This window comes from Klebsiella sp. FDAARGOS_511, from assembly GCF_003812845.1.
GTDB lineage: Bacteria > Pseudomonadota > Gammaproteobacteria > Enterobacterales > Enterobacteriaceae > Klebsiella > Klebsiella grimontii.
Window position 1 is genome coordinate 3,013,926 of record NZ_CP033824.1, and the last position, 25,954, is coordinate 3,039,879.

A 25,954-nucleotide genomic window follows, 5' to 3' on the forward strand; every position below is an offset into this window, starting at 1 on the left:
GGGATCACATAAAACAAGAAACGTAATTTGAATATGAGATATCGCAATTCATCTTACTGCGCGGATGGTTTACAAAGCATGTAACCGGTACCAACCCGCGGCAGCGCTGAGAGAAGAGTGTGCGATGAAAGATCATATTTTGTCCGTCAAAGAGAAGATTGGCTACGGCATGGGCGATGCCGCAAGCCACATCATTTTTGATAACGTCATGTTGTATATGATGTTTTTCTATACCGATATTTTTGGTATTCCTGCCGGCTATGTCGGCACCATGTTCCTGCTGGCCCGCGCGCTGGATGCGATATCCGACCCCTGCATGGGACTGCTGGCCGACCGTACCCGCAGCCGCTGGGGGAAATTCCGCCCGTGGATCCTGTTCGGCGCGATTCCGTTCGGCCTCGTCTGCGTACTGGCCTATAGCTCGCCGGACCTGAGTCATAACGGCAAGCTGATTTACGCCGCGGTCACCTACACGCTGCTGACCCTGCTCTACACCGTCGTTAACATCCCGTACTGCGCGCTGGGCGGGGTTATCACCGACAACCCAACGCAGCGCATCTCCCTGCAGTCCTGGCGCTTTGTGCTGGCGACGGCGGGCGGCATGCTCTCCACCGTGCTGATGATGCCGCTGGTGAACTTTATCGGTGGCGAAGACAAAGCCTTTGGTTTCCAGGGCGGCATCGCGGTGCTCTCGGCGATCGCGTTCCTGATGCTGGCGTTTTGCTTCTTCACCACCAAAGAGCGCGTCGAAGCGCCGCCGAGCTCAACCTCAATGCGGGAAGACCTGCGCGATATCTGGCGCAACGATCAGTGGCGTGTCGTTGGTCTGCTGACCATCCTCAACATCCTCGCGGTCTGCGTTCGCGGCGGCGCGATGATGTACTACACCACCTGGATCATGGGATCTGCGGGTCTGTTCACCGCCTTTCTCACCACCTACTGCGTCGGCAACCTGATTGGCTCGGCGCTGGCGAAGCCGCTCACCGACTGGAAATGCAAAGTCAGCGTCTTCTGGTGGACCAATGCTCTGCTTGCGGCGCTGAGCGTGGCAATGTTCTTCGTGCCGATGGACGCCGAAATCACCATGTTCGCCTTTATCTTCGTGATTGGCGTGCTGCACCAGCTGGTGACGCCGATTCAGTGGGTGATGATGTCCGACACCGTCGACTACGGCGAATGGTGTAACGGCAAACGCCTGACCGGCATCAGCTTTGCGGGCACCCTGTTCGTGCTCAAGCTGGGCCTGGCGCTGGGCGGCGCGCTGATTGGCTGGGTGCTGGCAGGCGGCGGTTACGATGCTGCGGCCAAAACCCAGAACAGCGCCACTATCACCATCATTATCTCATTATTTACCCTCGCTCCGGCGGTCTGCTATCTGCTGAGCGCGGTCATTGCTAAACGCTACTACACCCTGAAAACGCCGTTCCTGAAAAAGATGATGACGGAGCTGGCTCAGGGGGCACGGCGCAACGAACACGACTTCACTTCAGCGCCGATCGGCAAAGAATGGCAAAACTAAAAGGAAGATATTGATGAAAATCAGTGATGGAAACTGGCTTGTCCAACCCGGACTCAATCTGATCCAACCCGTACAAGTATACGAGGTTGAGCAACAGGGTAACGACATGGTGGTCTATGTCGCGTCGCGCGAAGTGCGCGAGCGCGCCGCCCAGCTGGACGTTCCGCTCTTTACCGTGCGCTTCTTCTCTCCGCAGGAAGGGGTGATCGGCGTACGCATGGAGCATTTTCAGGGCGCGCTGAACAACGGCCCGCATTATCCGCTGAACGTTGTAAAAGATGTGAAGGTGGAGATTCACAACGGCGCTGAATTTGCCGAGCTGAAGAGCGGCAATTTGACCGCACGCGTCACGAAAGGCGACTTCTGGTCGTTGGATTTCCTGCGCGACGGCGTGCGGATTACCGGTAGCCAGCTGAAAAACGACGGCTACGTGCAGGATACGAAAACCAACCGCAACTATATGTTCGAGCGCCTGGATCTCGGCGTCGGCGACACCGTTTACGGCCTCGGCGAGCGCTTTACCGCGCTGGTGCGCAACGGTCAGACGGTCGACACCTGGAACGAAGACGGCGGCACCAGCACCGAACAGTCGTACAAAAATATCCCGTTCTATCTGACTAACCGCGGCTACGGCGTGCTGGTTAATCATCCGGAGCGCGTCTCTTTCGAAATCGGCTCCGAGAAAGTCTCTAAGGTGCAGTTCAGCGTCGAAGGTGAATACCTGGAGTACTTCGTGATCGATGGCCCGACCCCGAAAGAGGTGCTGAACCGCTATACCCGGTTTACCGGGCGTCCGGCGCTGCCGCCGGCCTGGTCTTTTGGCCTGTGGCTGACCACCTCGTTCACGACCAACTACGATGAAGCGACGGTTAACCGCTTTATCGACGGCATGGCGGAGCGCAACCTGCCGCTGCACGTGTTCCACTTTGACTGCTTCTGGATGAAGGCTTTCCAGTGGTGCGATTTTGAATGGGATCCGGTGACCTTCCCGGACCCGGAAGGCATGATTAAGCGCCTGAAAGAGAAAGGGCTGAAGGTCTGCGTGTGGATTAACCCCTATATCGGCCAGCGTTCGCCGGTGTTTAAAGAGCTGCAGGAGAAAGGCTATCTGCTGAAACGCCCGGACGGTTCGCTGTGGCAGTGGGATAAATGGCAGCCGGGCCTGGCGATTTATGATTTCACTAATCCGCAAGCTTGCCAGTGGTATGCCGACAAGCTGAAAGGCCTGGTGGCGATGGGCGTTGACTGCTTCAAGACCGACTTCGGCGAGCGTATCCCGACCGACGTGCAGTGGTTTGATGGTTCCGATCCGCAAAAAATGCACAACCACTACGCCTTCATCTATAACGAGCTGGTGTGGAACGTGCTGAAAGAGACCGTCGGCGAGAAAGAAGCGGTGCTGTTCGCGCGTTCCGCCTCGGTGGGCGCACAGCAGTTCCCGGTGCACTGGGGCGGCGACTGCTACGCCAACTATGAATCGATGGCGGAAAGCCTGCGCGGCGGCCTGTCGATCGGCATGTCCGGCTTTGGGTTCTGGAGCCACGATATCGGCGGCTTCGAAAACACCGCGCCCGCCCACGTCTACAAGCGCTGGTGCGCCTTCGGCCTGCTGTCGAGCCACAGCCGGCTGCACGGCAGCAAATCCTATCGCGTGCCGTGGGCCTACGATGACGAGTCCTGCGACGTGGTGCGCCACTTCACGCAGCTGAAATGCCGCATGATGCCGTATCTGTACCGGCAGGCGGCGCTGGCCAATGAGTTCGGTACGCCGATGCTGCGTTCGATGGTGCTGGAGTTCCCGCACGACCCGGCCTGCGACTATCTGGATCGGCAGTACATGCTGGGGGATTCCGTGCTGGTGGCGCCGGTGTTTAGCGAAGCGGGCGACGTGCAGTTCTATCTGCCGGAAGGCCGCTGGACCCATCTGTGGCGTAATGATGAAGCACAAGGTAGCCGCTGGCATAAGCAGAATCACGATGTGCTGAGCCTGCCGGTGTACGTGCGTGATAACACTCTGCTGGCATTGGGTAACAATGACCAGAAGCCAGACTACGCGTGGAACGAAGGTACCGCCTTCCAACTGTTTAGCCTCGACGATGGTCGCGAAGCCGTCTGCCAGGTGCCAGCCGCGGACGGGTCGGTGGTCTTTACCCTGACGGCAAAACGCCAGGGCAATGTCATCACCGTCAGCGGTGACGGCGAGGCCGGCGGCTGGATGCTATGCCTGCGCAATATCCAGCACGTTGCCGGCGTGCAGGGCGGCGCGCAGGCGGGTAGCGAGCTGGGCGTGGTGGTGACCGCGCAGGACAATGCGTTGACGATTACGCTGTAAGCGCTTTGTAGCCGGACAGGCGCATCAGGCGCCGCCTCCCGGGTTAGAGGCGCAATGCAGCCTCCGCTTTTCCCCGGCTCGCGCTACGCTTAGCCGGGCTACAGGCCCCCCATCGTCTGCGGGCCAGTAGCCCGGACAAGGCGCGTCAAGCGCCGCCTCCGGGGAAACAACGCGCAATGTAACCTCCGCTTTTCCCCGGCTCGCGCTACGCTTAGCCGGGCTACAGGCTCCCCATCGTCTGCGGGCCAGTAGCCCGGACAAGGCGCGTCAAGCGCCGCCTCCGGGGAAACAACGCGCAATGTAACCTCCGCTTTTCCCCGGCTCGCGCAGCGCTTAGCGGGTTTACAGGCTCCCCATCGTCTGCACGCCGGTAGCCCGGACAAGGCGCATCAAGTACCGGCTCCGGGAATGCTGTATTGCTAAAGGCGGTCCGGATATATTCTTATGATGAATTGAGATCGCTATCACGTATATTTCTTCCTGAAATGTGATCTGAATTATAATTATTCCCTAATCCCTTTCTTCGTTTTATTTCTGTCCGGATGTCTGGACAAAATTTAGTATTGTTGTTTACGCCTCAGCTACTTATATTTATCCTCAATGATTTATGTAGCGCTCGCGTGGTATCGCGCTGGCCTCCAGGCATTAATCTGGTATGCAAAAAGGGTAAATAATGCAAATGATTACCTCACGACAGAACAGATTATTGAAATTTCTCCTGCCCCGCAGAGAATACGTTACGCTGATGAAAATTGCTGAATATTTAAATGTTTCAGAAAAAACGGTTCAGCGTGATTTACGCTTTTTAGAACAGTGGTTATCTGAGTGGAAAATGACTATCGATAAACGCTCAGGTACCGGCGTGATGCTGATCGCTGATAATGTCGCGGACCTGCTGCAATTAGACCAATTACTCGGTAACGAGGGGGAGGACAGCGATGTCATGATGAATAACTCCCGGCGCGTGAAAATTGCTTCGCAGCTGTTAAGTGAGACGCCGCGGGAGACATCAATAAATAAGCTCTCTGAGCGTTATTTTATCAGTAGCGCTTCTATCGTTAATGACCTGAAAATTATTGAATCATGGATTGCTCCGCTCGGCTTAGCGCTGATTCGTAGCCAGAGCGGGACGCATATTGAAGGCAGCGAAAACAGCGTCCGCCAGGCGATGGCGTCATTAATTAATGGGGTGATTAATCATAATGAGCCCGGTTGTATTATCCATTCCCGACTGGACTCAGGAAGCTATAAAGCGCTGGTGCATTATTTTGGTGAGGATGACGTTTTATTTGTTCAGTCATTATTACAGGAAATGGAGCGCAAGCTGTGCTGGTCATTAGGCGAACCGTATTATGTGAATATTTTTACCCATATCCTGATTATGATGTATCGCATTACCCGTGGGAATGCCTTACCGCGGCGTGAACAGGGGCAGCAGATTTTTGATGAGACGATATTTAGCGTTGCCCAGAATATGCTACGAAAAATTGAACACCGTATTGATCATTCGCTGCCGGAAGATGAAGTCTGGTTTATTTATCAGTACATCATCTCATCTGGCGTTGTGGTGGAAGAGCGTGATGACGTCAGTATGGCGCGCTATATGCATTCTAGCGATGAGGCCCGACAAATTACCGATCGCCTGATTAGCGCTTTTTCCACCATGATTGATCTCGATTTAACCGCCGATCGCGCGTTATACGATGGTCTGCTCATTCATATTAAGCCGCTCATTAATCGCCTAAATTTTCGGATTTATATTCGTAACCCTCTGCTGGAGGATATCAAGGGCGAGCTGACGGACGTGTGGCCGCTCACCCAACGGGCGGTCAATCAGGTTTTTAGCTGCTGGGGCGAGCATGCGGTTTCCGACGACGAGATTGGCTATCTCACCGTTCATTTCCAGGCGGCGATGGAAAGACAGGTCGCCAGCAAGCGCGTTCTGCTGGTTTGTTCTACCGGAATCGGCACATCTCACCTGTTGAAAAGTAGAGTGTTGAGAGCGTTTCCAGACTGGACCATCGTCGGCGTAGTTTCGGCAAGCAGTCTGCATACCCTTCAACCGCAGGACAAGATTGAACTGGTTATTTCGACGATTAATCTGCCAGAAATAGCTTTGCCGGTAGTCTATGTTAGCGCTTTTTTTAATGATGCCGATATCCGACGGGTTACGGAAAAAATCGTTACCGACAAATTACATCGTGCGGCAATATCTGCTGTAGATAATGAAGTTTTATATCCATGAGGTAAAGAATATGGACATAACCAGGATTTTAAACACCAAACGCGTTTTGTTAGATATGCACGCTACGAATAAAGCGGAAGCCATCGAGGAGTTAACCGACTTATTACAAAAAGATGGGGCGATAAGCTGTCGTGAAACCTTTATTCAGGATGTCTGGCAGCGTGAGTCGGAAGGCTCAACGGGGTTTGAAAATCATATTGCGATCCCGCATGGAAAGTCTTCCGCCGTTGTTAATACTACCCTTGCCATTGGCCGCACCCGGCAGGATATCGCCTGGGAAACGCTGGACGGCAGCCAGGTACGCTGCATTATTTTATTTGCCGTTCGTCTGGAAGATCAAAATACCACCCATATTCGCCTGTTGTCCCAGGTCGCTGGAGCGCTGGCGGATGATGACATTATTGAACAACTGCTCAAAGAAACCAGTCCGCAGAGGATTATTGATCTGTTTAACCAATATGCCGAGCCGGACATTTACTAACAATAACTAGCGGAGTCCGAGATGAATATTGTCTGTGTTGCTGCCTGTACCGCAGGTATTGCTCATACTTATATTGCACGTGAGAAGCTGATTAAAGGCGCGAGAGCGCTGGGCCATAATGTCAAAGTCGAAACTCAGGGAACCATTGGAACTGAAAATGAACTGGCGGCGGAAGATATTGACGCTGCGGATGTCGTTATTCTTGCCATTGATGTGAAAATCAAAGGCGAAGAGCGTTTTAAAAATAAACGGATTGTCAGAGTAAAAACGGAAGTCGTGATTAAGTCGCCGATTCAGTTTATCGAAAAGGTCGAAAAATCCTTAGCGAATGCCTGATCCTTAATCTGGAGGGATCTACCATGAGTGAGAATAAAACTCCCGTCTCACAGGAAATTAAGAAGCATCTATTAACCGGTATTTCATGGATGATACCGCTGATCGTCGCCGCCGGGATCTGTATCGCGCTGGGACAAGTCCTTGGCGGGACGAACGTAGGCGAGAAAACCGGCACCATTCCGTGGATGTTAAACCAAATCGGCGGCTGGGGAATGGGGCTGATTGTGCCCTTGATCTGCGCCGCTATCGCTTACTCCATTGCCGATCGTCCTGGATTTGCTCCGGGTTTGATCGTGGGCTTTGTCTGCGGGCAAATTCATACCGGTTTTATTGGCGGCATGCTGGGCGGCTTCCTCGTGGGCTACACGGTACTGGCGCTGAAGCACTATATTCGGCTGCCGAAGTCGATGCAGGGGCTGATGCCGATTATGGTGCTGCCGGTATTAAGTACCATCATTAGCGGTTTGCTGATGATGACCCTGATCGGCAAGCCCATTGCCTGGCTGCAAGAAGCGCTGATTCACCTGCTGGAGTCGATGCAGGGCGGCTCGCGTTTCCTGCTGGGCGCCATCCTTGGCGCCATGGCGACCTTCGACTTTGGCGGCCCGGTGAATAAAACCATGTCGCTGTTTGCCGATGGTCTGCTGGTCAGCGGCGTTTATGGCCCGGAAGCGGTGAAGTTTGTGGGTTCGATCATTCCGCCGTTCGGCATCACCCTCTCGTTCCTGCTGACCCGGCATAAATATACCCGTGCCGAACGCGAAGCTCTGAAGGCCGCGTTCCCGATGGGGATCTGCATGATCACCGAAGGGGTGATCCCCATCGCCGCCCGCGATCTGCTGCGCGTCGTGGGATCCTGCGTGGTGGCGTCAGCGGTGGCTGGTGGCCTGATCATGACCTGGGGCGTGGAGAGTCCGGTGCCGCACGGTGGGATGTTCGTGGTGCCGCTCTTTACGCATCCCCTGCTGTTCTGCCTCTCTCTGGCGATTGGCACCGTGATTTGCGGTGTGATGCTCTCGCTGTGGAAAAAGCCGGTAACCGAGCGTGATGAAGAGTTTGATGAGCTGAACGACCAAAAGGTCAAAGACGACGAAATCACCTTTACCCTCGAATAAACGGAGGCCCTATGTTTGCCGATATGAAAAGTATGGTGATCAAAGCCTGGCGTGAACGGTATGCCCTGCTGGCGATTAACTGCATGAACCTGGAAAGCGCACGCGCGGCGGTGCGCGTGGCGGAAAAACATCGCGCGCCGATTATTCTCAACCTGTATCAGGGGCATCTGTCGCACTTTCCGGCGACCACGGCGGCGGCGGTAGTCAGGGTACTGGCGGAGGAGGCGAGCGTACCCGTGACGTTAAGTCTCGATCACGGCAAAGACCCGATAAAAATACGTCAGGCTTTCCGCACCGGATTTAGCGGGTTAATGATCGATGCTTCGGCGTTCGCGCTGGCGGAGAACATCCGCCAGACCCGAGAGGTCGTTGAACTGGCCGCCAGCGTCGGGCTGTGCGTGGAGGGCGAACTGGGGCACCTGGCGGATGCGCCGCGCTACGACCAGGCCAGCAATGCCGATTTAATGACTCAGCCGGAGGACGTCCCTCCCTTTATCGAACAGACCGGGATTGACCTGCTGGCGGTCTCCGTGGGAACCGCCCACGGTATGTACGCTCCCGGTGTAAAACCAATGCTCGATTTCGACCGCCTGGCGCAGATACAGCGCGCGTCATCCGTGCCACTGGCGCTGCACGGCGGGAGCGGTACGCCGTTCGAGCAGCTGCAACGTTGCCCGGAATTCGGGGTCGCAAAAATCAACGTTGGGGCGGCGGTATTTGAAGCGGGGAAAGCGGCGCTGCTGCACACCCTGTGCCACGACAGCACCATTGAGCTGGCCGATGCGCTATCGGTGATGGAGCAGGCCAGCGCTGACGCCATCGTTCCCTATTTACACGCATCCGGCTCAATCAACAAAGCCTGATTAAATCTCAGTAAGGCCTTCCATGCCAGCGCCCGTATGCCCTGGCAGGGCTTACCACACCCTGAAACTGGAGAATAACGATGTTAGTTTCAATGCACGAATTACTTAAACCCACCCGTGAACATGGTTTTGCTATCGGCGCATTTAACGTGGCGGATAGCTGTTTTATTCGCGCCGTGGTGGAAGAGGCGGAAGCGACAAATACGCCGGCGATTATTTCCATTCACCCCAGCGAGCACGATTTTGTTGGCGACGCGTTTTTTAGCTACGTGCGGGATATCACCCAGCGCAGCCGCGTGCCTTTCACCCTGCATCTGGATCATGGTGCATCGGTGGAACATGTTCTGCGCGCCATTCAGTGTGGCTTCACCTCGGTCATGATCGATGGTTCGTTACTGCCTTATGAAGAAAACGTCGCCCTGACCCACGAAGTGGTGCAGCTGGCGCACGCGGTGGGCGTGTCGGTGGAAGGTGAGCTGGGAACCATCGGCCAGACCGGGACTTCCGTGGAAGGCGGCGTGTCAGAAGTCACCTATACCGACCCGGCACAGGCGGAAGATTTCGTCGCCCGTACCGGCGTAGATACGCTGGCGGTAGCGATTGGCACCGCACACGGTATCTATCCGAAGGGGATGCAGCCGGAGCTGCAGATGCACATTCTGCGCGATATCGCCGGGCGTCTGTCGATTCCGCTGGTGCTGCACGGCGGCTCGGCTAATCCGGATGCGGAAATTGCGGAATCCGTTACGCTTGGCGTTGGCAAAATCAATATTTCCAGCGATATGAAATATGCCTATTTCCAGAAAGTGCGCGAAATTCTGACAAAAGAGACATGGTGGGATCCGAATGTCATTTATCCGGAACCGATTGACGCCGCGCGGAAGGTGATTCGCCACAAAATGAAGCTCTTTGGCTCCACCGGCAAGGCCAGCCTGTACTAATCCCCCGGCGGGGCGGGGAAACCTGCCTCGCTATCAATAAGGAGGCCGGTATGAAGTATTTGGGGCTGGATATCGGCGGGAGCAAAATCGCCGCCGTGGTGATGGATGAACAAGGCCATGAATGGAGGCGTTTTCGCGTTGAAACGCGAAAACAGACCCGGCAGCAGTTTATTGCAACGCTGGTGGCGTTAATCACCGCGATTGGTGATGAGCTGGCTCAGCCTTTGGCTATCGGTATCGCCCTGCCGGGAAGTATCTCCCCGCAGACCGGCAAGATCCGCAATGCCAATATTCAGGTCATCAACGGCTGCCGCTTACAGGATGAGCTTGAGCAGCGCCTGGGCCAGCCGGTTGTGCTGGCGAACGATGGCAACTGTTTCGCTTTATCAGAAGCCTGCGATGGCGCAGGTGCCGATTATTCGCTGGTATTTGGCATGACGCTGGGGACCGGATGCGGGGGCGGTATTGCGCTTAATCGCCAGATTTTCTCCGGCGCGTCAGGGATTGCGGCGGAGTGCGGGCATATCACGCTGCCGGGATATCAGGAGGTCAACGATGGGCCGCCCGCGCGCTGTTATTGCGGAAAATATAATTGCGTCGAGTCCTTTATTTCCGGCACCGGGCTGAGCGCGCGCTATCGTTTGCTGACCCGGGAGGCGCTCAGCAGTCAGGCTATTATCGCCCGGGCGCTGGAGGGCGAGCATGCCGCCTGCGAGCAGGTGCTGCGCTTTCGCCAGCAGCTGGCGCGGACGCTGGCGACGGTGGTGAATCTTATCGATCCCGGCGTGATTGTTCTCGGCGGCGGTCTGTCTAACGTGGCGCTGCTGGTGAACGACCTGGCGGCGGATGTTGCCCCGCTGGTGTTTACCGACCATTTCATCACCCCCATCGTGCCTGCCCGACATGGCGACAGTAGCGGTATGCGCGGCGCAGCCTGGCTGGCCGTCCGAAGCGGAGTCGAAAATGAAACGTTCACAGATTAACTACGCGATTGATAAAGCGCACGCTATCGCCGAGTCCTTTCGCATTTGTTTACCCGAGTTTGCCTGCTTTACCGCCGATATCTGGGCGAAAAAGCGGATTGAAGAGTGGCGAGAAGTTCGGGATCTACAGCTTGGCTGGGATATTACCGATTTTGGCAGCGGCCGTTTTCAGGAAACCGGACTGACGCTGTTGACCCTGCGTAATGGCGCGCTGGGCGATTCGCGCTATCCCAAACCCTACGCCGAGAAAATGTTGCAGATTCAGCAAGATCAGCAAACCCCCTGGCATTTTCATTATCACAAAATGGAAGATATTCTGAACCGCGGCGGCGGCCGGCTCTGTCTGCAGCTGGCATGGGCGACAGAGGATGAACGGCTGGATATGCAGCGCAGCGTGAGCGTCGCGGTTGATGGCCGCCAGCGCACGCTGAAACCGACAGAAACCCTGGTTCTTAACCCCGGGCAAGGTGTTTGCTTGCCGCCTACGCTGTACCACCGTTTTTGGGCTGAAAACGCGCTGGTGATGGGCTGGGAAATTTCGATGGTGAATGATGATAAGCGCGATAACCGTTTTCTGGAAGATAGCGGCCGTTTCCCGATGATTCAGGAAGATGAACCGAAAAAATGGTTATTGTGCAGTGAGTACGAGCGCTGAAAAGAGATAGACGTTGCTGAATCCATCACCCTCTTTACCGGAGGGTTTTTTTATTCCATTTTATCTAAAAAAGTAATGTTCATTTCATTCTGGTGATTAATGCCACAGACGCCAGCGCCGCCGGGTGATAGCGTAGTTTAGCGCTGAGAGGAGCCCGGTATGGATTTAGAAAACATCTTTCGTGACGTTAAGCTAAGCAAAACGGAAATGACCGTGCTGCGTTTTATTCAGAACGATCCTGAGCAATGCGTTCGTGAGGGGATCCGCGCCGTGGCGGAGCACTGTTATAGTAATCCCTCTTCGCTGGTACGCCTGGCGAAGAAGCTGAAATTCAGCGGCTGGCTGGAGCTGGTCTATTTTATTAAATTCAATATCACTATGCCCAAACTCGATGTGACCAACGACATCGATTATATGAGCATTCAGCCGGCGGAGCGGATAGCTCCGCTGCTGGAAAGCCTGCAACATCACCGCATTTTGATTCACGGCAGCGGCTTTTCGCAGCTGATCGCCCAGTATATTTACAATAAATTTTTGGTAACCGGGGTGAATGCCAGCCTGGCGCTGTGGCCGGATTACGAAATCCTCGAGCAGAAGAACGCCGCCAAATTTGATTCGATCTGGATTATTTCCAAATCCGGACGCAGCAGTTCGGCGCTGAACTGGGTGAAAGCGCTGGAAGGCAAGGAGATTAACCTGGTCTGCTTTACCGGCGATTATCAAAGCCCGCTGGCGCAGGCGGCGGATACGGCGTTTATCATTCATGACCCGCAGAAGTTTGATGACGATATTTACTGGAGCAATCCATTCTTCGGCTACTGCATACTCGGCTTTGAGCGGCTACTGAAGATGTGGTTTATGCAGGCGGGCCTTCCCGGAGGCGGCGCCTGAGGCGCCTGTCCGGGCTACCGGCCCGCAGTTGGCGATGAACCTGTAGCCCGGATAAGGCGTTAGCCGCTATCCGGGGGATTTCTCCGGGCGTTTATCGCCAGTCGGCGAACTGCTTATCGTCGAGATAGGCTTCAACCAACGTTTTCGCCAGCGAATACGAGCCGACCAGCGGATGCGCCATCAGAGCCCGTATCGCCAGCGATTTATCGCGCTGCAGAATCGCCGCCACCGCCAGCCGCTCATACTCCTTCACGCTGGCGATCATGTTTTTCTGCGCCGTTGGCACATGCTTCGGCGTCACCGGCTTCAGGCCGTCTTTACTCAGGTCGCAGCTGATCTCAATCACATCATCCGGGCGCAGGAAGTCCAGCGTGCCGTTGTTCGACATCGACACCACGATACGCTTGGTGGTGGTGCTGTTGACCGCTTCCAGAATATCCAGCGCCACGCCAGCGTAACCGCCGGTATCCGGCTCCTCGATAAACTGCTTTAAGGTCAACGGCTCGCGGGTATGGAATTTTTCCTGCTGCGACTCGTTCTGCATATAGCTATTTTCCCGGCGCAGATAGTGCTTCATCCAGAGGGTAAACGCCGCTTCCGGGTTGGCTTTCACATCCACAGTTCGCAGCTCTTCGCGCATATCGTGATTGATACGGGCAATCTGCTCGCCGCGGGTTTCCGGCGCGTTCTGAATCGCTTTTAAGGCCACTTCGCGATAATAGTAGTAATAAAGATATTCATTCAGCAGCTGCTTATCGCACAGCTGTACCAGCTCCGGTGAAAAGTACTGCATTGCCGTCTTGCGATACAGGTCCGGGCTGGCGATCAGACGCTCGGTGACATCCTCGCCGCGCACGGTGAAGTGGGTAAACCAGGAGAAGTGGTTCAGCCCGTAGCACTCGACGCCGAGATCGCGCTCGTCGCAGCCGAGGATCTCGGGCAGCTCGCGAATCAGCTCCGACGGCGCGTCGCAGATGCCATACACCCGACGCTTAAAGCCGGATTTGATAATCGCCTCGGTGACCAGGCCCGACGGGTTGGTGAAGTTAAACAAAATGGCATCTTCGGCGGCATGCTCTTCAATCAGGCGGCAGTAGTTGAGAATCGCCGGAATGGAGCGCATCGCCATGGCGAATCCGCCCGCCCCGGTGGTCTCCTGGCCCAGCGTATTGTGCTCCAGGGCGATACGCTCGTCGCGGATCCGGCTCTCATCGCCGCCGACCCGCAGGGTGGTGATCACATAGTGGCTATTTTTCAGCGCGGGCACCGGGTCGCTGGTTACGCTGAAGTGAATATCCGGGCGAATAGCATTAAACACATAGCGGGCAATCTCGCCGAATATCGCCAGGTTCTCAGCGGAGCTGTCGAGAAATACCACTTCCGTTAACCCAATGCGGTGCGCGTTATATGCCAGAGATTTTGCCAGAAACGCAGAGCGAACGCCGCCCCCGCCTAATACGGTTAATTTCATAAATCACTCCTAATTAATTTTCTGCTAGCCAGCTATCAACCCGGGAACGAACCTGTCCGACTTTGACGCCGTAAATAACCTGAACTTCATTTCGATTTCGTACTACGCCATTTGCGCCGGTGCTTTTTAATATCGTATCGTCAACCAGATCCATATTATGAATAGCGACGCGCAGGCGGGTGAAACAGTTATCGACGGAAATAATGTTTTCTTTACCGCCCAAGCCATTGATAATTTCGTTAGTCACCGACTGCGGTTCGCCCATTTTTTTACGATAATCCGCCTTGCTATATAACTTCACGTTTTCATCGTCTTCACGACCCGGTGTTTTGAGATTCAACTTAATGACAAGGGTGCGGAAGATAACGTAGTAGACGGCGAACTGACCGAGCCCGATAAGCACGTAGCCGGGCCAGCGCGTCAGGGAGACCGGCAGCGGCAGGTTGTAAATCAGGAACTCAATCAGCCCGGAAGCGCCCCAGGGACGCACGGTGAAGATGTCGCAAATCGCCTGCGAGGCCGCGGTTAAGGTGGCGTGGATCACCCACAGCAGCGGCGAAACGAACAGGAAGGTAAACTCAATCGGCTCGGTGATGCCGGTGAGCATGGAGGTGATAATGGCCGGCAGCAGAATCGCTTTGGCCATCATTTTTTTCTCCGGTTTCGCCGTGTGGTAGAACGCCAGTGAGGCGCCGGCCAGGCCGAAGATGGTGGTCATTCCCTGCTGCGAGAAACGCAGCGCCTCGTTCATCACTGGGGTTAAATCCGGGTGGCGCATATAGGCGAGGAAAATCGCCTGGGTGCCGGAGACGACCTGGCCGTCGACGCTCAGCGTCCCGCCGATTTGGGTGAGCTGGAACGGCGACCAGACGAAGTGGTGCAGGCCGGTGGGGATGAGGAATTTTTCAAAGAAGCCATAGACGAAGACCCCGGCCACGCCGGCGTTTTTCATAAAGCCGGTCAGCGCCGCGATGCCGTGGGTCATAAACGGCCAGATCCAGGTAAAGGCGATAGCGTAGAGAATGACGATCGGCGTCATCGCCACCAGCGTCAGCTTGGCTCCGCCGTACATGGAGAGCGCGCCGGGCAGTTCAATCGTCGAGACTTTGTTATGCACCCAGGCGATGGTGCAGCCGAGAATAATCCCGAGGAAGACCCCCATATCGACTACCACAAACCCCAGCAGCTGAGTCTGCCCGGTACCGTAATATTCGCCGTTAATTTTTTCCGCGAGTCCGTGGGTATGTTCCAGCCACGAGTGGTTAGCGCCAAGAAACATGATAAAACACATTACCGAAACCAGCGCCACTTCGGTTTTTTTATCTTTTGCCAGGCCATAGCTGATACCGACGCAAAAGAGTAATCCCAGATTGCCAAATAATGGCCAGAAGGTATCGCCGAGGAGCTGTCCGAGCTGGTGTAAAAAACTGGTCTCCGAAATTAATGTTGGGTTAGTTAAGACTGAACTGAGTGCCAAAATTAAGCCAATGACCGGCAAGAACAATACTGCACCGATCATTGCTCTGGAGAATTTTTGCATATTCTCCAGAATACGCTGACGTATTACAGACATGGTCGTTCCTTTATTTTTGTAAGTTCAGGGACTTTAATTATTTTTTTAACTTCCAGTATTTTTGTTATAGCAAGTCCGCTATTTGAAAGGAACAGGTTGCGGGAAATAGGTACAAACAGCCGCTTAATGGCAACAGGTTTCGCGAATGGAACAGGCCCCTCTCCCGTGGGGAGAGGGGAGAGGGTGAGGGAAAGTCAGGGAGTCGTTGTCGCCGGCGCTGAAGGGGTCGGGGCGTTGATGATCTCCCCGTTGCGCATCACCTGCGCCACCTGCTGTTTTTCCATATTTATCGCGCTAAGCTGCCCGTTGACGGTCGGCTTCAGCGGCGCATCCGCCAGCATGCTGCCGGTCGCCGTCAGCTGAAGGTTACCATCGCCGGAAACCGGCAGCGCGGGCCAGCCCCACGCCTGCAAAATATTCAGCGGCACGCCGCGACCGTTGAGACTCAGGTTGACCAGGCGCTGCGGGAGCTGCGACACCGCTGCGGTGGCTTGCAGGATCCCTCGTTCGGTAAAGGCGCTGAGCTCGTTAACGTTCACCGTTGAGGCGTTGGCGCTCAGCTTCAGCGACGGGCGGCGGACGTCAATCCGGTTAAACGTCGCGGCGGCGGCGTTCAGCGTCGCGCTACCGCTCCACACGCCCCAGCTGCGGTTTTTCACCAGCTGCAGCTCGCCGCCGTAGCCGTCGAGCGCGGTGATTTGCCACGGGAACGCCGGTTCAATATCGATAATCAGGTTGCGGCTGGCGCTGAACTTTCTCAGCGTCAGGCTTTGCAGCCAGTCGGGCAGCGGAGCCATCCACAGCTGCTTCCAGTTGTCCGGCAGGGTGTATTCCAGCCCGGCAAACGCCGCGTCATCCAGCACCAGGGCGTGACCGGCACGCAGCCAGTTACCGGACGTGCGCACCATGCCGCCCTCCCAGCGTGAGGTGAACTGGCGCAGCGCGATGCCCTGCGGTGAGAACCCGGCGTTAAGGATCGGGTCGAGGAAATGCAGCGAGCCGTAAATGAACTCGTTGGCGTTCATCGACAGCGTACCCTCCTGGCTTTGCCAGTCGCCGTGGCTCAGGGTGAGGTTGCGCAGATTAAGGTCGAGACCGGCGATCGCCCAGTCAGGCCCCTGCAGGCTGGCGTCGGTGACATCAAGGCGGCCAATCTCTAGCGAAGGCAGGGTAGTCAGCGGCGCGAAAAAGTCGGCGAGGGATTTATCGCTTTGCAGGCGGATTTCGCTGAGGCGCAAATTATCGACCTGCCAGCCGCCGTCGGCGCTGCGTTTCGCCGTGCCGGTGAGCGTACCGCGGGCGACGTCCGCTCCAATGGTCGAGAGGGACACTTCGCCGTTATCAATATTCCCCTGAATCAGCACGTTGCTGGCTTCAATACCGTTGAGCGTCATCGACCCGGCGCTGATCTGAATCTGCGTTTTCTTACCTAGCACGTTGCCCGCTTCCGGCGCCCACGGGCTGACGCCGCCGGTGACGCGCTGCGCGCTCAGATCCCAGTCGCTCTCCGGGCTGTTGAACGCCATATTGCGCAGCTGCAGACGGTCGGCGGCGAATGGCAGCGCCGCAGAGGAAGGGGAAAAGTTTAGCGTGCCGTCGCTGAGGACGATTTCGTCGGCATGCAGCGGGTCGCTAAACTGGCGGCTGCTAAAACCAATATCCACCGTTTGCGCCACCAGCGTGGCGGGTTTGCCGTCGCGGCCGAGGGTGACGTTTTGCAGCTGCAGGTGCATCGGCGAGGAGAAATTATGGTTCATCTTGTTGAAAGAGACCTTCCAACCGGTGCCGTCGCTTAGCCAGGCGCTGGCCTGGCGCCCACCCCACTGGGTTTGCAACAGGAAGTAAGCGGCAATAATCACCACCAGCAGGGCAATCAGCAGCCAGAGAATCAGCTTTCTGAGAAATTTCATGGTCTTCGATCCTGAGCGAGGCACATAAGGCTGTTATGCCCGAATTATGCGCAATCCTCAAGACAGGAATTGTGTAATGAGATGATGTGAGGTTGATGATGCAGACGCCCCGACCAGCATTGCGCGGCCGGAGCGTCACAGAGGATCAGTTTTTCTCTGGCGGGAAAATCAGATTCAGAACAATCGCCGTGATACCGCCGGCAGCGATACCCGAGGAGAGCAGGTTCTTCAGCCAGTCAGGGGCGAACTGCAGGATCAGCGGCTGCTGGGAGACGCCAAGGCCGACGGCCAGCGACAGGGCGATAATCAGGATCGCCCGGCGGTTCAGCGGCTCGCGGGAGACGATGCGCACGCCGGAAGCGGCAATGGTGCCGAACATGACCAGCGTCGCGCCGCCGAGCACCGGCTCAGGAATATGCTGCACAAAGCCGCTCACCGCCGGGAACAGGCCGAGCACGATCAGCATCAGCGCGACCACGAAACCGACATAGCGGCTGGCGACGCCGGTCAGCTGGATCACGCCGTTGTTCTGACCAAAGCAGGAGTTCGGGAAGGTATTGAATACCGCCGAAACAAAGGAGTTCAGGCCGTTAGCCAGCACGCCGCCCTTCAGACGCTTCATATATACCGGGCCGGAAACCGGCTGCTCGGAGACGTCAGAGGTGGCGGTAATATCGCCGATGGTTTCCAGCGAGGTAATCATAAACACTAGCATCAGCGGCAGCAGCAGGTTCCAGTCGATGCCCAGCCCGTAGTAAAGCGGCGTAGGCACCATAATCAGGCTGCTTTCCGTCGGCGTGGTATTGGCCGGCAGCATATCGAGCAACCATGCCGCCAGATAGCCGGCCGCCATCGCGATTACCAGCGAAGCGATGCGCAGGTACGGGTTACGCTGGCGGTTAAGGATAATAATCAGCGCCAGCACGATCCCTGCCAGCAGCAGGTTTTTCGGCGCGCCGAAGGTGTGATCGGCCATGGCCGCATAGCCGCCGCCGATGGAGGTCAGGCCAACCTGGATCAGCGACAGGCCGATAATCATCACCACCACGCCGGAGACCAGCGGGGTAATAATGCGGCGGGCGAGATGCAGGACGCGGGAGAGAACCATCTCCGTGCAGCTGGCCAACATCAGGGTGCCGAACAGCGCGGCCATCATGGTCGGAACATCGGCGCCGCCGGTTTTCAGCGCGGTGCCGCCCATAATCAGCGGTGCGACGAAGTTAAAGCTGGTGCCCTGAATCGAGAGCAGACCAGATCCCACCGGGCCCCAGGCTTTAATTTGAATGATGGAGGCCACGCCGGAGGCGAAAAGGGACATGCTGATGATGTGTTGCGTATCCTGAGCCGGAAGGCCCAGCGCCTGGCAAATTAACAGCGCCGGAGTGATAACCGCGACAAACATCGCCAGCAGGTGCTGGAAAGCGGCGAACAAGGTTTGCGGTAGCGGCGGGCGGTCTTCGAGGCGGTAGATTAATTCGCTGGTTTGCATGTGCGCAACCGGTTGCGCATTTTCTGACTCTGCGGTGTTAACGGACATCACAACAATCCCAAAGGTGGCAAAGCGGGGATTTTATCGGACTGTAGACCAAAAGCAAACGTTTGCCACTCTTTAGCGGCAAATATTTAAGCATGGAATAAGTGTCAAATATTTATTAACATTTTGTATGCTTGATCGCATCATTATCCCTACAAAATATCTTTTCCTGTCCTTTTTTCCGTACTTCTGCTTAAAATCCCTTCCCGATTACTCATGATGAGAAGCAATCGACACCGGGAATACCGTCGCGTGTGAATGGATCATGCGCCTATAAGGAGCTCTTTTTATGTTTCATCTCGATACCTTATCGACGCTCGTTGCCGCAACACTCGTGTTGCTACTGGGTAGAAAACTCGTTCAAATCGTCCCTTTCCTCAAGAAATACACCATTCCTGAACCCGTTGCGGGCGGCCTGCTGGTCGCGCTGGCGCTGCTGGTATTAAAGAAAAGCATGGATATCGAAATCGATTTCGATATGAGCCTGAAAGATCCGCTGATGCTGGCTTTCTTTGCGACTATCGGCCTCAACGCCAACCTCGCCAGCCTGCGCTCCGGCGGCAAAGTGGTGGGGACGTTCCTGATTGTGGTGGTGGGACTGCTGCTGCTGCAAAACGCGCTCGGAATCGGCATGGCGAAGCTGCTGGGCCTCGACCCGCTGATGGGGCTGCTGGCCGGTTCGATTACCCTTTCCGGCGGCCACGGCACCGGCGCGGCGTGGAGTAAGTTGTTTGTTGAGCGCTATGGTTTTGCCAACGCCACCGAAGTGGCGATGGCTTGCGCAACCTTCGGTCTTGTCCTTGGCGGCCTGATCGGCGGACCGGTGGCGCGCTATCTGGTTAAACACTCTTCCTCCCCGGACGGTACGCCGGACGATCAGCTCGCGCCGACCGCGTTTGAAAAGCCGGATATGGGGCGCATGATCACCTCGTTGGTGCTGATTGAGAGCATCGCGCTGATCGCCATCTGTTTGACGGTAGGGAAGATCGTTGCGCAACTGCTGGCGGGAACCATATTTGAACTGCCCACCTTCGTTTGCGTATTGTTTATCGGCGTGATCCTGAGCAACAGCCTGTCGGCGCTGGGGCTGTACCGCGTGTTCGACCGCGCGGTGTCGGTGCTGGGTAACGTCAGCCTGTCGCTGTTCCTGGCGATGGCGCTGATGAGCCTGAAGCTGTGGGAGCTGGCGTCGCTGGCGCTGCCGATGATTATTATTCTGGCGGTTCAGGCAGTGGCCATGGCGCTGTATGCAGTGTTTGTGACCTACCGGATGATGGGCAAAAACTACGATGCCGCGGTGCTGGCCGCCGGCCACTGTGGTTTCGGCCTCGGCGCGACGCCGACGGCGATTGCCAATATGCAGGCGATTACCGACCGTTTCGGCCCGTCGCACATGGCGTTTCTGGTGGTGCCGATGGTGGGTGCGTTCTTTATTGATATCGTTAACGCGCTAGTGATTAAGCTCTATCTGCTGCTGCCGGTATTTGGCTGATTAAAACCCGGCGGCGCTGCGCTACGGGGTTGTGCGGTCTGCGGGCAGTAGCCCGGGTAAGGCGTTTACGCCGCAACCCCGGGATACCCCGGGTTTTATACATCGGCGCGGTTTCTCCCCGGCTCGCGCCGCGCTTAGCCGGACTACGGGGGGGCGGTCTGCGGGTTGTAGCCCGGCTAAGGCGTTTACGCCGTCAGCCGGGAATACCTCAACAATCTTACGCTTCGTCGTGCTCTTCCCACGCCAGCGCGCGTTTTACCGCTTTCTTCCAGCCGCTGTAGCGATAGTTACGCTCGGTGGTTTCAATTCCTGGACGGAACTCGCGCTCGATAACGGCTTTCTCCTGCAGCTCATCCAGATTCTGCCAGAAACCGACCGCCAGACCGGCCAGATAAGCTGCGCCCAAAGCGGTGACTTCACGGACTTCCGGGCGCTCCACGCGGGTGCCGAGAATATCCGACTGGAACTGCATCAGGAAGTTGTTGGCGACCGCGCCGCCGTCAACGCGCAGGGCGTGCAGACGGATCCCGGAGTCAGCCTGCATCGCTTCCAGTACGTCGCGGGTCTGATAGGCGATCGACTCTAGCGTGGCGCGAATAATATGGTTGGAGTTCACGCCGCGGGTCAGGCCAAAAATTGCGCCGCGGGCATAGGGATCCCAATACGGTGCGCCGAGGCCGGTAAAGGCCGGAACGACGTACACGCCGTTGGTATCCTTCACTTTGGTGGCGAAATATTCGGAATCGAACGCGTCGCTAATCAGCTTCATCTCATCGCGCAGCCACTGGATGGAAGCGCCCGCCATAAACACCGCGCCTTCCAGCGCATAGTTCACCTCACCGCGCGGGCCGCAGGCGATAGTCGTCAACAGGCCGTGCGTTGATGTCACCGCTTTCTCGCCGGTATTCATCAGCATAAAGCAGCCGGTACCGTAGGTGTTTTTCGCCATCCCCTCTTTAACGCACAGCTGGCCGAACAGCGCAGCCTGCTGGTCGCCGGCGATACCGGCGATCGGAATACGCGTCCCGCCTTTACCGCCGATGTTGGTCTGGCCGTACACTTCGGACGACTTGCGCACTTCCGGCAGCATGGCGCGCGGGATATCCAGCGCATCGAGCATTTTGTCGTCCCAGTCCAGCTCGTGGATATTAAACAGCATGGTACGCGAGGCGTTGGTGTAGTCGGTCACGTGAACGCGTCCCTGGGTCATTTTCCAGATAAGCCAGGTGTCTACGGTGCCGAACAGCAGCTCGCCGCGTTTAGCGCGTTCGCGCGCGCCTTCGACGTGGTCGAGGATCCACTTCACTTTGGTGCCGGAGAAGTACGGGTCAACCACCAGGCCGGTGGCCTTGCGGATGTACTCTTCCATGCCGTCGCGCTTGAGCTGCTCGCAGATCTCGGCGGTACGGCGGCACTGCCAGACGATAGCGTTATAAATCGGCTTGCCGGTTTCACGCTCCCAGACGATGGCGGTTTCACGCTGGTTGGTGATACCGATCGCCGCGATTTCATCGGAGCTGATATCGGCTTTTGCCAGCACTTCGACCAGCGTAGAGCTTTGCGATGCCCAGATCTCCATCGGGTCGTGTTCAACCCAGCCTGGGCGCGGATAAATTTGTTCGAATTCTCGCTGAGAGACGCTGACGATATTGGCATCGTGATCCATTACCACGGCGCGGGAGCTGGTGGTGCCCTGGTCGAGCGCTACGATATATTTTTTGTCGGTCATAGTATGAGTCCCGTAGTCAGATTACAGCGAAGCTTTGTGTTGCGTCGTAGAGGGAGATGCGGCTTCTTTCTCTTCAACAACGCAGGTGTCGCAAGGCAGGTGGCGGCCAATCAGCTTGCGGTAGCAGAATGCGCCCAGCGCAGCACCGACGATTGGCGCACACAGCGGCACCAGGAAATAAGGAATATCTTTGCCGCCGGTGAAGGCGACGTTGCCCCAGCCTGCCAGCCAGGCGAAGGCTTTCGGTCCGATATCACGCGCCGGGTTCATGGCGAAGCCGGTCAGCGGGCCCATGGATGCGCCAATGACGGCGATCAGCAGACCAATCAGCAGCGGCGCCAGCGGGCCACGCGGCACGCCGTTGCCATCGTCGGTCAGCGCCAGAATGACGCCCATCAGGATAGCGGTAATCACCATTTCTACCGCGAAGGCCTGCACAAAATTGATATGCGGGTTCGGGTAAGTAGAGAAAATGCCAGCCAGCTCGAGACTTTCGACGCTACCGCGCACCATATTGTGGGTATGTTCGAAATCGAAGAAAAGATTGTAATAAAGCCCGTAAACTAAAGCCGCAGCGCAAAAGGCGCCAGCGAATTGCGCAATGATAAAAGGAACAACTTTACGACCGTCAAAGCAGGCGAATAGCCACAGCGCGATGGTGACCGCTGGGTTAAGATGCGCACCGGAAACCCCTGCGGTCAGGTAAATCGCCATGGCGACGCCCAGACCCCAGATGATGCTGATTTCCCATTGACCGAAGCTGGCTCCCGCGACCTTAAGCGCAGCGACGCACCCAACGCCGAAAAAGATCAACAACCCGGTACCGAGGAACTCTGCGATGCACTGGCCTTTTAGTGTTGATGTTTGGCTCATAATCGAATCCTGAAGCGTAGTGATGATTATTGTAAGTGTGAAGGTCGCAGGCGACCATGCTGCCATGTAGGCATAGTGTTAATTTATCGTTAACGAACAAAAACGAGAAATATCGAAATTCAAATGTGTGTACCACGTCAAGAAAATGAGCGTTTTCGCGCCATAAACGCGTATTCGGCCGTTTGCGGGAGCGTTTCACCGCTCATTTTTTTACGTCTTGATTAACAATTACGAAAAAGTACCGGGTAAAAGCGGCGAACGGACCAGGTAAAGGCTGAAAAGTGTTGCAAACCGCAATCTGCGCGGGTTGTCGCTGGACAGGGGAGGCGGGGCTTCATACAATCGACTACATCACCACTGTAGTGCGCTAATTTTCGTTAAGGCGTCAACGCGTATACGAAACGGACGGTTTCTATCAACGCCTTGCAAGTTCAGGAGAGGTATGACGATGTCATTAGAAGTGTTTGAGAAATTAGAATCTAAAGTTCAGCAGGCGATTGATACCATCACTCTGTTACAGATGGAAATCGAAGAGCTGAAAGAGAAGAACAACACGCTGGCGCAGGAAGTACAGAGCGCACAGCACAGCCGTGAAGAGCTTGAGCGTGAAAACGGTCAGCTGAAAGAACAGCAGCAGGGCTGGCAGGATCGTCTGCAGGCGCTGCTGGGCCGCATGGAAGAAGTCTGATGCTTCCCGCTCCCTCCCGTTTGGGAGGGGGCAAACTCTCCCCCGTTCTATATACTCGCAAGTTATAGCCAATCTTTTTTTATTCTTTAATCATCAGTCCGCTTTCTGGCACGCTTAATCCATCACAACACGACATAAAGAGAGCGGTGCGATGAATAAGTGGGGCATAGGGTTAACTCTGTTGCTGGCATCCGCCAGCGTTCTGGCAAAAGACATTCAACTATTAAACGTTTCTTACGATCCGACGCGCGAGCTGTACGAACAGTACAATAAAGCCTTTAGCGCCCACTGGAAGCAAGAAACCGGCGACAACGTGGTGATTCGTCAATCCCACGGCGGCTCCGGCAAACAGGCGACCTCGGTGATCAACGGCATTGAAGCCGACGTGGTGACCCTTGCGCTGGCCTATGACGTCGATGCGATTGCCGAACGCGGCCGAATCGACAAAAACTGGCTGAAACGTCTGCCGGATAACTCTGCGCCGTATACCTCCACCATCGTGTTCCTCGTACGCAAAGGCAACCCGAAGCAGATTCACGACTGGAACGACCTGATTAAACCGGGCGTGTCGGTGATTACCCCGAACCCGAAAAGCTCCGGCGGCGCGCGCTGGAACTATCTGGCGGCATGGGGCTACGCCCTGCACCAGAACAATGGCGACCAGGCGAAGGCGCAAGAGTTCGTAAAAGCGCTGTTTAAGAACGTCGAAGTGCTGGATTCCGGCGCCCGGGGCGCGACTAACACCTTCGTAGAGCGCGGGATCGGCGATGTGCTGATTGCCTGGGAAAACGAAGCCCTGCTGGCGACCAACGAACTGGGTAAAGACAAATTTGAGATCGTGACCCCGAGCGAATCGATTCTCGCCGAGCCGACGGTTTCCGTGGTGGATAAAGTGGTCGACAAGAAAGGCACTCGCCAGGTGGCGGAAGCGTATCTGAAGTATCTCTACTCGCCGGAAGGCCAGGAGATTGCGGCGAAGAACTTCTATCGCCCGCGCGATCCTGAAATTGCGAAAAAATACGCGAATGAGTTCCCGAAACTGAAGCTGTTCACCATTGATGATGTGTTTGGCGGCTGGACGAAAGCGCAGAAAGAGCACTTCTCCAACGGCGGCACCTTCGACCAGATTAACCAGCGTTAAATAGCCTCTCCTTATCCCCGCTCGCGCTGCGCGTAGCGGGGCTACAACTCTTGTAGCCAGGGTAAGCCGCGACCCGGGGCAGAGTAGCCCGGTCAGGCGCGTTAAGCGCCGCCTCGGGCAAAACTCAATGCACCACCTCCCGTTTTCATTTAGTCATCAAACTGCGTTACTCTTCCGTTTCTGGCTGAGACAGGAAAATAGAATGCGAAGAGTACGATACCTTTTATTAGCGCTGCTGGTGGCGGTTGTGGCGGCGATGGCCGGCGGCTACTACTGGCTCCATTCCGGCAACCCTGACGCGTTGCGCAAAATTGTTCTGCAGCAGTGCGTCCCCAACCAACAGCAGAATCAGGATCCCGCACCCTGTGCGGAAGTGAACCTGAAGGGCGGCTATGTGCTGTTTAAAGACCGCAATGGCCCGCTGCAGTATCTGCTGATGCCGACCTACCGTATTAACGGCACCGAAAGCCCGCTGCTGCTCAATCCCCTGACGCCGAACTTCTTCTGGCAGGCCTGGCAGGGGCGCGAAATCATGAGCCAGCATCGTGGTTCCGCTGTATCGGATGACGCGGTCTCCTTGACCATCAACTCGCGCAGCGGACGCACGCAAAATCATTTCCATATCCATATCTCCTGCCTGCGTCCCGATGTCCGTACTCAGCTGGACAAGGAAGCGCCCGCTATCAGCAGTCGCTGGTTGCCGCTGCCCGGTGGACTACTGGGCCACGAATATCTGGCGCGCCGGGTCACCGAAACGGAGCTGGCGCAGCGCAGCCCGTTCCTGATGCTGGCCGAAGAGGTACCGGAAGCACGTGAACATATGGGCCGTTTTGCGCTGGCGATGGCGAAGCAGAGCGATGGTTCGCTGGTGCTGCTGGCGACCGAGCGTAACCTGTTGACGCTGAATCGCGCATCGGCGGAAGAGATTCAGGACCATAGCTGCGCCATTCTGGAATCCCGTTAATTTTCTTTACGTTCCCGCCATTCATTATCTCCTTGATTCTTATCCCGGTTTAACGCCGGGGTAGGATCAGGTGCATAAAAATATGTGAAACCGATCAAAAGATATAAGGGTATACCTTTATATCTTTTTGAGTATGGTTACACTTTCTTCATCGCCTCCATAAATTTCTGGCGGCGGCTTATATATAAAAACGTTTTTATTTCATGTAGTGACATCAT

21 protein-coding genes are annotated in these 25,954 nt (G+C 56.0%); 15 read left to right on the top strand and 6 right to left on the bottom strand.

Annotation, left to right across the window (positions count from 1 at the left end; translation table 11 throughout):
* Positions 1–124 precede the first annotated feature (124 nt).
* The 11 genes from EGY08_RS15485 to EGY08_RS15535 all read left to right on the top strand — a co-directional run bounded on the left by EGY08_RS15485 (position 125) and on the right by EGY08_RS15535 (position 12,361).
* Positions 125–1,519 (top strand): glycoside-pentoside-hexuronide family transporter, encoded by a 1,395-nt coding sequence (locus EGY08_RS15485; RefSeq protein WP_123828640.1) that lies wholly within the window; start codon positions 125–127, stop codon positions 1,517–1,519.
* A 13-nt stretch (positions 1,520–1,532) separates the two neighbouring features.
* Complete coding sequence (gene yicI / locus EGY08_RS15490; protein WP_123828641.1) at positions 1,533–3,851, top strand: alpha-xylosidase; 2,319 nt, start codon at positions 1,533–1,535, stop codon at positions 3,849–3,851.
* A gap of 673 nt (positions 3,852–4,524) precedes the next feature.
* Positions 4,525–6,096, top strand: coding sequence for a BglG family transcription antiterminator (locus EGY08_RS15495; RefSeq protein WP_049113015.1), 1,572 nt, complete (start codon positions 4,525–4,527; stop codon positions 6,094–6,096).
* Positions 6,097–6,106: 10 nt separating this feature from the next.
* Entirely contained in the window at positions 6,107–6,577 is a 471-nt protein-coding gene (locus EGY08_RS15500; RefSeq protein WP_112166066.1) for a PTS sugar transporter subunit IIA, read from the top strand.
* A gap of 21 nt (positions 6,578–6,598) precedes the next feature.
* The gene (locus EGY08_RS15505) at positions 6,599–6,913 is read left to right on the top strand and encodes a PTS fructose transporter subunit IIB (protein WP_087828387.1); all 315 of its coding nucleotides are present in this window, start codon (positions 6,599–6,601) and stop codon (positions 6,911–6,913) included.
* A 23-nt stretch (positions 6,914–6,936) separates the two neighbouring features.
* Positions 6,937–8,028: a PTS fructose transporter subunit IIC gene (locus tag EGY08_RS15510; protein ID WP_004126739.1), complete on the top strand. Its 1,092-nt coding sequence runs from the start codon at positions 6,937–6,939 to the stop codon at positions 8,026–8,028.
* 11 nt (positions 8,029–8,039) lie between these two features.
* Positions 8,040–8,891, top strand: coding sequence for a class II fructose-bisphosphate aldolase (locus EGY08_RS15515; protein WP_123828642.1), 852 nt, complete (start codon positions 8,040–8,042; stop codon positions 8,889–8,891).
* Positions 8,892–8,971: 80 nt separating this feature from the next.
* Entirely contained in the window at positions 8,972–9,832 is an 861-nt protein-coding gene (locus EGY08_RS15520; RefSeq protein WP_004126736.1) for a ketose-bisphosphate aldolase, read from the top strand.
* A 50-nt stretch (positions 9,833–9,882) separates the two neighbouring features.
* Complete coding sequence (locus EGY08_RS15525) at positions 9,883–10,815, top strand: ROK family protein (protein WP_123828643.1); 933 nt, start codon at positions 9,883–9,885, stop codon at positions 10,813–10,815.
* Positions 10,796–11,470 carry a D-lyxose/D-mannose family sugar isomerase gene (locus EGY08_RS15530; protein WP_112166061.1) on the top strand — a complete coding sequence of 225 codons (675 nt, stop codon included), beginning with the start codon at positions 10,796–10,798 and terminating at the stop codon, positions 11,468–11,470. Before EGY08_RS15525 ends, EGY08_RS15530 begins: the two co-directional genes overlap by 20 nt.
* A 159-nt stretch (positions 11,471–11,629) precedes the next feature.
* A complete protein-coding gene (locus EGY08_RS15535) occupies positions 11,630–12,361 on the top strand; it encodes a MurR/RpiR family transcriptional regulator (protein ID WP_004126732.1) in 732 nt (243 codons plus the stop codon).
* A gap of 91 nt (positions 12,362–12,452) precedes the next feature.
* Here EGY08_RS15535 and EGY08_RS15540 read toward each other — a convergent pair whose 3' ends face one another.
* The 4 genes from EGY08_RS15540 to EGY08_RS15555 all read right to left on the bottom strand — a co-directional run bounded on the left by EGY08_RS15540 (position 12,453) and on the right by EGY08_RS15555 (position 18,852).
* On the bottom strand, positions 12,453–13,832 hold the full coding sequence (locus tag EGY08_RS15540) for a glycoside hydrolase (RefSeq protein ID WP_004126731.1): 1,380 nt from the start codon (positions 13,830–13,832) through the stop codon (positions 12,453–12,455).
* Between the two features lie 13 nt (positions 13,833–13,845).
* Positions 13,846–15,405 (bottom strand): PTS transporter subunit EIIC, encoded by a 1,560-nt coding sequence (locus EGY08_RS15545; RefSeq protein WP_004126730.1) that lies wholly within the window; start codon positions 15,403–15,405, stop codon positions 13,846–13,848.
* Positions 15,406–15,599: 194 nt separating this feature from the next.
* Positions 15,600–17,315, bottom strand: a complete 1,716-nt coding sequence (locus EGY08_RS15550; RefSeq protein WP_049113011.1) for an AsmA family protein — start codon at positions 17,313–17,315, stop codon at positions 15,600–15,602.
* A 145-nt stretch (positions 17,316–17,460) separates the two neighbouring features.
* The gene (locus EGY08_RS15555) at positions 17,461–18,852 is read right to left on the bottom strand and encodes a nucleobase:cation symporter-2 family protein (RefSeq protein WP_004126728.1); all 1,392 of its coding nucleotides are present in this window, start codon (positions 18,850–18,852) and stop codon (positions 17,461–17,463) included.
* 286 nt (positions 18,853–19,138) lie between these two features.
* Here EGY08_RS15555 and gltS point away from each other — a divergent pair, with 286 nt between their 5' ends.
* Positions 19,139–20,341: a sodium/glutamate symporter gene (gene gltS, locus EGY08_RS15560; protein ID WP_004126725.1), complete on the top strand. Its 1,203-nt coding sequence runs from the start codon at positions 19,139–19,141 to the stop codon at positions 20,339–20,341.
* Between the two features lie 217 nt (positions 20,342–20,558).
* Here the strand turns inward: gltS and glpK are convergent, their stop codons facing one another.
* Positions 20,559–22,070 (bottom strand): glycerol kinase GlpK, encoded by a 1,512-nt coding sequence (gene glpK / locus EGY08_RS15565; protein WP_004126722.1) that lies wholly within the window; start codon positions 22,068–22,070, stop codon positions 20,559–20,561.
* Between the two features lie 21 nt (positions 22,071–22,091).
* Positions 22,092–22,943 (bottom strand): MIP/aquaporin family protein, encoded by an 852-nt coding sequence (locus tag EGY08_RS15570; protein WP_004106970.1) that lies wholly within the window; start codon positions 22,941–22,943, stop codon positions 22,092–22,094.
* Positions 22,944–23,385: 442 nt separating this feature from the next.
* Between EGY08_RS15570 and zapB the strand changes: the two genes are divergently transcribed.
* The 3 genes from zapB to EGY08_RS15585 all read left to right on the top strand — a co-directional run bounded on the left by zapB (position 23,386) and on the right by EGY08_RS15585 (position 25,736).
* Positions 23,386–23,631 (top strand): septal ring assembly protein ZapB, encoded by a 246-nt coding sequence (gene zapB, locus EGY08_RS15575; protein ID WP_009652751.1) that lies wholly within the window; start codon positions 23,386–23,388, stop codon positions 23,629–23,631.
* Positions 23,632–23,782: 151 nt separating this feature from the next.
* Positions 23,783–24,772 carry a sulfate ABC transporter substrate-binding protein gene (locus tag EGY08_RS15580; RefSeq protein WP_123828644.1) on the top strand — a complete coding sequence of 330 codons (990 nt, stop codon included), beginning with the start codon at positions 23,783–23,785 and terminating at the stop codon, positions 24,770–24,772.
* Positions 24,773–24,974: 202 nt separating this feature from the next.
* A complete protein-coding gene (locus EGY08_RS15585; RefSeq protein WP_049123098.1) occupies positions 24,975–25,736 on the top strand; it encodes a CDP-diacylglycerol diphosphatase in 762 nt (253 codons plus the stop codon).
* The last annotated feature ends 218 nt before the right edge of the window (positions 25,737–25,954 follow it).